Annotated in this window: 4 protein-coding genes; 3 read left to right on the forward strand and 1 reads right to left on the reverse strand. The window is 29.6% G+C overall.

Annotated elements, in window-relative coordinates; all coding sequences use genetic code 11:
• The first annotated feature begins 91 nt into the window (after window positions 1-91).
• From ACR0P1_RS06730 to ACR0P1_RS06740, 3 genes are all read left to right on the forward strand, one after another.
• On the forward strand, window positions 92-7,273 hold the full coding sequence (locus ACR0P1_RS06730) for a DUF3320 domain-containing protein (protein WP_432645639.1): 7,182 nt from the start codon (window positions 92-94) through the stop codon (window positions 7,271-7,273).
• An 8-nt stretch (window positions 7,274-7,281) separates the two neighbouring features.
• Window positions 7,282-9,033, forward strand: coding sequence for an excinuclease ABC subunit UvrC (gene uvrC, locus ACR0P1_RS06735; protein WP_432645640.1), 1,752 nt, complete (start codon window positions 7,282-7,284; stop codon window positions 9,031-9,033).
• Between the two features lie 100 nt (window positions 9,034-9,133).
• On the forward strand, window positions 9,134-9,673 hold the full coding sequence (locus ACR0P1_RS06740; protein ID WP_432645641.1) for a zinc ribbon domain-containing protein: 540 nt from the start codon (window positions 9,134-9,136) through the stop codon (window positions 9,671-9,673).
• Here the strand turns inward: ACR0P1_RS06740 and ACR0P1_RS06745 are convergent.
• Window positions 9,670-9,972, reverse strand: coding sequence for a hypothetical protein (locus tag ACR0P1_RS06745; RefSeq protein WP_432645642.1), 303 nt, complete (start codon window positions 9,970-9,972; stop codon window positions 9,670-9,672). The genes ACR0P1_RS06740 and ACR0P1_RS06745 overlap by 4 nt on opposite strands.
• Window positions 9,973-10,049 lie beyond the last annotated feature (77 nt).

Consider the following 10,049-nt stretch of genomic DNA (forward strand, 5'->3'; position numbering starts at 1 on the left):
ATCTAATAGTTGTTTAGAAACTTTTATTAATTAATATTAGTATATCTATATAATGTATTTCTTAATTTTTTAAACACTACAAAGGGTCATCATGTTAAACAAATCATCTAATACAATCGAAAAGGAATTTAAAAACTTACGTAAAGAATTATTAGATTTAACTTTAAAAAATCAGCTTCTTAATTTTAAATCAAGAGCAAAAACCCTCACTATAGTAAATCAGACTCCTTCAAATCTTTTTCAAACATTAGTTCTTCAAGATAATAAAATGTATTTTGTGGCTAATAAAAAGGATAAAAAAGAAGAGGATAAGTCATCTGTATGGGATCATATTCCATTTGATTTTTCAAAATTTTCAGAAGGAGATAAGAAGTTAGCTACTGATTTAACTCCAAAAGAACTCCAAAAAAGATTATATTACATAAATAATCAAGCAAAAACAATGCTTCAAGAGCAAGGTTATAATATTTTGTATTTAGCTATTGGTTTTCTTGAATGGGTTGATAAATCAAAACCAAAACAAAGAAATAAAGCTCCTTTAGTGTTAATTCCGGTTGTAATGGAAAGGAAAAAGGTTGGTGAATCATTTAATCTTGAATGGACTGGAGAAGATATTCAAACTAATATTTCACTTAAAGCTAAATTATTAGAGGCAGGTATTGATTTTCCTGATTTTGAATTTAAGAGATATGGTGAAGTAATTGACCATTATATTGCTAGTGTTCGTCGTTCTGTTAGTAGAATGGATGGATGGACAGTTAATAATAATGTAGCTTTAGGTTTCTTTAGTTTTACAAAATTTGTAATGTACAATGATTTAAATCCGGAAGCTTGGGAAGACAATGTAGATTTAACCAAAAACGAATTAATCCAGGCTATTTTTAATCCTGCTAAAAATGATCATGATGCATTTAGGGAAGAAGATATTGATTCAAGGTTAGAATATCAAAATATGTATCAGGTTTTGGATGCTGATTCATCTCAAATTGCAGCTATTCAAGACGTTAAGGCTGGACGTAATCTTGTTGTGGAAGGGCCTCCTGGAACAGGTAAATCACAGACTATTGTAAATCTAATTGCTGAATTGCTTGCTGAAGGTAAATCAGTTTTATTTGTATCGGAAAAAATGGCAGCACTTGATGTTGTAAAAGATAGATTAACTGCAGTTGGTCTCGGTAAATTTGTTCTTGAATTGCATTCACATAAAACAAGAAGGAGAAAATTCCTCAAGGATTTACAAAAAGCTACTAATGTAAGGTCTCAGGAACCATTAAACATTGATCAAACTACTCGTAAATTGGAGAATTTACGTAGGCAGCTTGATGATTATTCTCAAATTATTCACAAACCGGTATTTGCCGTTAATTTATCTGCATTTCAGTTATATGGTATGAAAGAATCTGCAGATGATCATTTCGCAACTAAAAATATGTTAATGCCTTTGGTTAGGTTTGATGATCCTGAGTCTATTACTTTAAAAGATTTGGATGATATGAAACTAGCTTTGGAAAACCTAGCAGAATTATATCAAACAATTTCTAAGGAAAATCCTTGGAGTAAATGCGCTCCAAAAAGTTTGCTTCCTGCAGATTTAAGAGAAATTGAAATGTTAATTGGAGATTCATTATATGCTCTTGATAATTTCCTGGTTGAACGTGGAAGGGTTTATGATATTTATGGAATTAAAAAACCAGATACATTAAATGAATTCCAGAATTCTCTTTCAGCTTTTGAAATAATTAAATCCCAAAATGCAGAATTGATAGATGGAAGCATATTGAAATCAGGGGCATGGAATACTAACAATGATGATGCATTTAAATTAATCCAAGAGTTGGAAAGATATCAAAAATATGCTGGAACTTTAAATAAATTTAATCAAAGTATTTTCCAAGCAGATATTGATAGATTAATCTATGAGTTAAGAAATATTTCTAGTAAAAAATTCAGATTTTTCAATAACAAACAGCATATCGAGCTTGTTGAAAGATTTTATTCAGTACCTGTATCAGGAAGTGCTGAGGATATTATAAGAGATTTACAAGAAGCAAAAGCAATAATTAAGATTAGAAAAGTTATTGAAGATAATAATGCATTGGGTCAAAAATATTTCGGTGGATACTGGCATTTAAATGCAAACATTAATGATTTAAAAGCTATCGCAAGATGGATGCATGAATTTACTGCACTTGTACGTGAAGGAACATTTTCCGAGAATACTATTGAATTAATGAGTAAAGATTTATTCGATATTAAACCTGAAAGAGATCTTGCAGACTATATTGATGCTGGTGAAGAATTTGTTCGTGTATTATCAAAGCTTAAAGACAAATTAAATCCAAGAAGTAAATTAATCTTTAAAAGAGAAACAGGGGATGTTCCATTTGAAGCATGGAAAGAACAGTTATATAATTGGAGAGGGCAATTATCCAGTCTTCATTTATGGTCTCAATATTTAAATACTAAAAATTCACTTAAATCTTCTAATGCTAAAATGTTCATAGATTCCATTGAGAAAAGAAACATTAAAAAGGAAGATATTGGAGCATTAGTTGATGGAAACTTTGCAGATTCACTTTTAAATATATTATTTGTTGAAAATCATGAACTTGCAACATTTGTAGGGGAACTTCATGAAAATAGAATTCGTGAATTTAAAGATTTGGATAAACAAATTTTAATATTGAACCGTAAAAGGATTTATCATAAATTAAACAGCAATATCCCAAAGATTTTTGGAGGAACTGAAAATCCACAGGCTAAAATATTAGCTGGAGAATTTACAAGAAAAAGTGGGCACATGCCAGTTAGAAAACTCTTAGAAAAAACTGGTGGATTAATAAAGCAAATCAAACCTTGTTTTATGATGTCTCCTTTATCAATCGCACAATATTTAGACCCAACAAATGAGGAACTACAGTTTGATGTTGTTATTTTTGATGAAGCAAGTCAAGTAAAACCTGAAGATGCATTAGGTGCATTTATGAGAGGGAAAACTGCTGTTGTTATGGGAGATACTCAGCAATTACCTCCAACTTCATTTTTCGACCAAATGTCCGATGCAGAAAGTGATGAAGAGGAGGCAACTTCATTAGATATGGAAAGTATCTTACATTTATGTAAATTGTCATTTCCGGTTAAAATGCTTAAATGGCATTATCGTAGCCGTCATGAATCATTAATTGCAGTTTCAAACAGCGAGTTTTATGATGATGATTTATTGGTTTACCCTTCACCTTCACATAATGATCCAGAACTTGGTTTGAAGTTTCACTATAATCCAAATACTGCATATCATAGGGGTTCATCTTCTGCTAATCCTTTAGAAGCTCAAGATGTTGTGGAAGAGATATTTAATCATTTTGAAAAATATGGTGATACAAAAAGTTTAGGTGTTGGAACATTTTCCGTTGCTCAAAAAAATGCAATTCTAGAAGCTTTGGAAGCAAAACGTAAAGAAAGACCTGAATTTGAACCATTATTCTCTGACAATAAAGATGAAAGATTCTTTGTCAAAAACCTTGAAACAATACAAGGTGATGAAAGAGATGTCATATTAATCAGTGTAGGTTATGGTTATGACCAGGATAGAAAAATGTCTCTTAACTTTGGTCCTTTAAACCAAAATGGTGGTGAAAGAAGACTTAATGTTTTAATTACAAGAGCAAGGGAGAAATGTGTTGTTTTCTCAAACTTTAAGGCTTATGATATGAAATTAACAGCAAATCCACCATATGGTGTAAAATCTCTTAAAGAATTTTTAGAATATGCTGAAAACTTAACACTAGGAACCGTTAATCAAAATTCCTATTTGAAAGAACCATTTGAAGATGCAATAGCTAGTTTCTTAGAAGAAAATGGTTATACAGTTGATAGACAAATTGGCTGTGCAGGATTTAGAGTAGACCTTGCTATTGTTGATGATGAAAATCCTGGAAAATATATATTGGGAATTACAACTGATGGTAAAATGTATGCATCAAGTAAAGTAGCGCGTGATAGAGATAGATTACGTGAACAAGTATTAACAGGTCTTGGATGGAAACTTTATCATTTATGGTCAACTGACTGGTATAGAAATAGGGATTTAGGACGTAAAAAGCTATTGGATTTTGTTCAAAAATCAATTCGTCAAACTCGTGAGGAAGAAAAACGTAGGTCTGAAGAAGAGAAAAAATTAGCTGAAAAAAGAAGATTGGAAGCAGAAAAAAAAGCTGAAGAATTACGTATTGCACGTGAAAAAGAAGAAGCTGAAAAGAAAGCTAGAGAAGAACAAGAAAATAATACTGAAATAAATGCTGAAGATATTGGTCCAGCAGATTTTGTCGAAGTTGAAATGGTTGATGATGGAGATATATTTGAAAAGCCAATTGATGTAAGTTCAATTGATCCATCTGAGTTTTTTGAAGATGAACCCTCACAAAATACACTAAATGAAGAGAATACAATAAATGAAAATCCTTCAGAATTTGTTAATGTTAAATATTCTGATGGTGAATCCTCACAAAATAAGTTAAGCGAAGATAATCCAATAAATGAAACTTCTTCTGAGTTTGTTAATGTTGAATCTTCTGATGATGAACTTGAAGCAAATGATGATGTGTCTCATGATATTAAATTTGAAACACAACACGAACAGAATGATGAAATCGAAGAAGATTTTAATGTTGAATTAGGTATCGATGAACCTGCAAATGATGATAAGAAAACTTTACAATCAGATGATGAAATTTCCGAAGAAAATACTACTAAAGTCGAGGAAAACCATGAAGATTCTGGTGAAGTAAACAGTATTTCTAAAAAACTTTCTGATAAATTTAAATCATTTTTAAATTCTGATGAAAAATCTGAAGATGATAATCATTCATCTTCTAAATTCAAAAAAGATTTAAGTAAAAATTCAGAGGAAATATTTTCTAAAGTAAATGATGATTCTAATTCAAAAGTTAATGAAACTACTAATGATAAAATTATTAAGAAACATTCTAAGGATTTAAATCCGAAAAAAGGCACTAATTCAAATTTCAAAAAACCGAAATTTAGTAATAAAGTTGATTTGGATTCTGATGATTTTATTGTTGTTGATCATAGTGATGATGAGTTTAATGAAACTCAAGAAGATTCTTCTAATGGACATGATTTAGATGAAGAGATTACTGAATCTTCTAAAACATCTGATAATAGTGATGATTATAAAGTTGATTTAGGTTCTGAAGAAGATTATATTTATGTAGATCATAGTAATGATGAAGAGGTATCTGCTAAAGAGGAACATGAGGATTTGGAATCTGATGATTTCATTGTTGTTGATCATAGTGATGATGAGTTTAATGAAACTCAAGAAGATTCTTCTAATGGATATGATTTAGATGAAGAGATTACTGAATCTTCTAAAACATCTGATAATAGTGATGATTATAAAGTTGATTTAGGTTCTGAAGAAGATTATATTTATGTTGATCATGGCCATGATGATGAACATGTATTAGATGAACAAGATAAGGTTAGCTCCGATTTTAAAGTGGATGAAGTTCAAGAAGAACAGGAATTTGAAGTTGATGAAAAGCCACAAGCTCAAAAACATCATTATATTAAAGGTAGTAATTTTGTAAAATCAATCATTTCAGATGTTATTGGTGGTGAATCACATCTTGAAACAGAAGAAATTGAGACTGTTAAGGGTGAAATAATCGAAGATGATGATTATCAATATAAACCAGCTCCAAGTGATGATTCTGTTGTCGAAGCTGAAATTGTTTATGGCGATGAAGAATTGAATATTTTCAATGATAATTTACCGGATGAAACTCTTGAAAAACCAACTCCTAAAGGAAATTATGATGATTTGGAAAGGCCAGTTCCTAAAGAAGATAATGAAGATATTGGAAAATCAACTTCTAAAAGGGATTATACTGAAGGAGAGGAATTAAATATATTCACTGATGAATTACCTGATTTGAGTAAAGATGAAATCAACGAAAAAGCTGTTGACATTGTAAGTAAAGCAATGGAAGAGTTCCTTGAAGATGTATTGGAAATCGATGAACTTGATGAGGGTAATAATGAGGACAATATTGAATTAGAAAATGAAGTCAAAGAAGATATTGTCCAAGATAATGAAGTGATTATTGAAGATAATGAGATTATAGAGCAAGAAATCGAAGAAACTTCTAATATGGATGGAATCTCTTATTATCAAGGTTCAAATGATGTGAACAGTAAACTTAGAAAAAATAATTTCTATTATAATGAAGAAAGACCAAAATCTGTTAGAGAATCTATTAAAGGAATCAAAAAAGATATGGAATACATCAATAAATCTTTAAAGGAAATTGAAAACCCAACTCATATAGATTATGTTTCTGTTGTTGATAGAACTGAAGAATTTGATCCAATGGACTATTTAAACAGACCAAGTGATGATGATTCAGATAAAATCATTGAAAAGGAAGAAAAATTAACATTCGCTGAACAAGAAGAGATAAGAATTGAAGAAGAAATGAAGGATGATTTTAAAAAGGAAATAACGGAAGAAGATGTTATTGTTCCAGTTCATGAAGAAAGCGAAGAAGAGGTTATTATTCCACTTCATGGAGAAGATCTCAAAGATCAAGCATTAGAAGATATTATTTTAAGTGCTGATGAAGATTATAAAGAAATAGAACGTGAAAGACGTAGAAAAGACAATCAATTCAAATCATTTGATGATAATAAACTTCCAGGTAAAAGAAAAATGGAAGATGAGTTAGTTGATTATGTTCAAATTGATGATATTGGATTACATTCATCAGATGAGTTGTACAGACAGTCTGTTGATAATGTTGCTAAATCCATTAATAGTATTGTTGATGTTGAAGGACCAATTCATGTTAGTGAAGTTATAAAAAGAGTTAAGGATTCATGCGATATCAAAAGGGCAGGAGCTAAGTTAAAAAAGCGTGTCAATGAGGGAATAAGTGAAGCTGAAAACTCAGGCTATATTATTAGAATTGGAGACTTTTTATATGGTGCTTCAAATAATAATATTGTTATTAGAAAAAGGAATAAACCTAATATTGATTTGATTTCAGATGAAGAAATTGCTAAAAATATTGGGACTGTATTGATTCATAAGCAAGATCTTACAACAAAACAAGTTGCAAAAGAAACATCACGTAACTTTGGTTTCAAATCAACTTCTAAAAAGACAGCAACAAGAATTAACAGCGTTTTAGACTTAATGATTGCAGATAATAAAGTTAAATTAAATAATGATATTGTTGAACTTAAATAGGTTAGTTCATGTCAACTAAAGTTAAATCTCCGGACAATTTACCAAATAAACCAGGTGTCTATATTATGAGAGATAGTAATGACACTATAATTTATATTGGTAAAGCGAAAAATCTCATAAAAAGAGTTAAATCTTATTTTCGTGAGAAACTTGATAGACCAAAAACTCAAATTTTAATGAGTCATTTTGATAGTTTAGAGTATATTATAACTAATTCAGAAAAAGAAGCATTGATTCTAGAAGCTAATTTAATCAAAAAGCATAGTCCAAGATATAATATTCAGCTAAAGGATGATAAAAGATATCCTTATGTTAAAATTACCGATGAGGAATTTCCACGTATTGTTATTACAAGAAATGTAACAAAAAATGGAGTGTATTTTGGTCCTTTTACTGATGTTGGTTCGGTTAAACAAACGGTTAAATTTTTAAAATCATTGTTTAAGATAAGAACTTGCCGTAATATGAATGGTCCTTGTTTAAACTCACAAATTGATTTATGTTATGCTCCTTGTGATGGGAGAATTTCTAGAAAAGAATATTCGGAAATTATAAACAAAATTGATTTGTTTTTCCAAGGAAAATATTCAACCATTGTTAAAAATCTGAAAAAAGAAATGATGGAGGCTGCAAACTCTGAAGAATTTGAAAAAGCAGCGGTAATAAGAGATCAAATCGCATCTATTGAGGAAATAATGGAAAAACAATTTGTTGATTTAGTGGATGATGATTTAGATCAAGATGTAATAGCTATGGCTATAGGTAAAAATGAAGTAGTTGTCATTATAATGCCGATTAGAAATGGTAAGATTGTTGGTCGTGATGACTTTTTAATGAGTGGTTCTAAATATGATTCACCTTCTGAAATCATGTTTTCATTTATTCAACAGTATTATGGATATAACAGGCATATTCCAAAGCAAATTCTTTTGGATGAAAATATTGATGATAAAGAATTGCTTGAGGATTGGTTAAGTGATTTAAGGGGGAATAAAGTCAAGATTAAAGTTCCTCAAAAAGGTGTTAAATTAAGACTTGTTAAAATGGCTAAGAAAAATGCTGAAATCATTGAACATCAAAAGAAAAAGATGGAAAATTCATTAATCGAACTTAAAAAATACCTTAAACTTGAAAAAATACCTCATGTAATTGAAGGATATGATATCAGTAACATTTCAGGTAAGTTTGCTGTTGGTTCAAAAGTATCCTTTAAAGATGCAAAACCTAATAAAAAAATGTATAAACATTTCAAGATGGAAACCCCTGGTCCGAACGATTTTGCAATGATGGAGGAATTATTGACTCGTAGATTGAAAATGATTGATAATGATCCTGAGCCTGACTTAATTGTGATTGATGGAGGTAAAGGACAACTTGGGATGGCATGTGGAGTATTGGAGAAATTAAATCTTACTCATATACCTATTATCGGACTTGCAAAGGAATTTGAAGAGATATATATTCCAAACTCCAAACGTCCAATTATCATTCCTAAAAATAACACTGCATTGCATTTGCTTCAGCAAGTACGTGATGAATCTCATCGTTTTGCGATAACTTATCATAGAAAACTCCGTAGTAATGATATTCAGTCCTCTTCTCTTGATGATATCGTTGGAATTGGTAAAAAAAGAAAGATTAGTCTTTTAAAAGAATTTGGTAGTGTTGATAATATTAAAAAGGCATCAGTTGAGGAATTAGCTAAAATAGATGGCATGAATTTAAAAACGGCTAAAAATGTCTATAATTATTATCATTAAGACCATATTAATTTTTATTAAAATTGGATAATTTTCCATTAATTTTAAATATAAGTTTTATAATAAACTTTTTATAAGAAATGAAAAAGGTTTTTTAATTATGGTTAAATGTCCACGTTGTGGTTATGAAAATTCATCCACAGCAGTATATTGTGATAATTGTGGTTATCTTCTAACTGATTCTAATGGGAACAGAATTAATAATCCTCGTAGGAGTAACAGTTGGAATATAAGCATAGCAAAAAAAATTGTTATTGTGCTGGGAATAATTGTTATTGCACTGTTACTATTCTCGTTTATTCATGATAATACCCAGCCTTCTCATGAAGAGTCTTTAAATTTAATTACTGATAATGGTTCTATTTATAAGACTGATTCTTATCCTTATAAAGCAGTTATTGAATATGAAGGTAGTTGGGGTGCTAAAATGGGTAGTCCTAATTATCTTGTAAGTAAAGAAAGTTCTGGTAATAAATCTTTTACACTTGATTGTGCTGCTTGGGATAGTGTGTCTATTACTGCACAAAAATATGATTATGGTGAAGGGGAGTTACATATAAAATTATTAAGAAATGGTGAAGTTGTAGCTGAAAATTCAACTACAAATATTACAGGTTCTGTTGTAATTAATTATAATTAATTAGATTCATCTATTTGGTTAATTTTTGAGTCTAATAAATTAATTAATTCATCAGTTTTGTATAATCTAATTTCTTGATCATCACCTTTGAATATTCTAATAAATTCAATGAGATCGTTACATAGTTGCTCATATTGAATATTTAATGTGTTGTAGTTATTCATTAGTGCAAATAGCTTGTCTTTTTCAATTTTTTCAGGTTCTCTTAAAATCCTTTCTATATTCACAAAATGAGTCTCAATCATAAGTTCTTCTTCTTCTAATATATTTTGATATTCTTCAATCTTTCCATTAGTCATTCAAATCACTTTTTTTAAAATTAATTAATATAAAATATAAATACTTTCATTAATATAAATTTGTATTGATATATAAT

The organism is Methanobrevibacter sp. (assembly GCF_050872065.1).
Classification (GTDB): domain Archaea; phylum Methanobacteriota; class Methanobacteria; order Methanobacteriales; family Methanobacteriaceae; genus Methanocatella.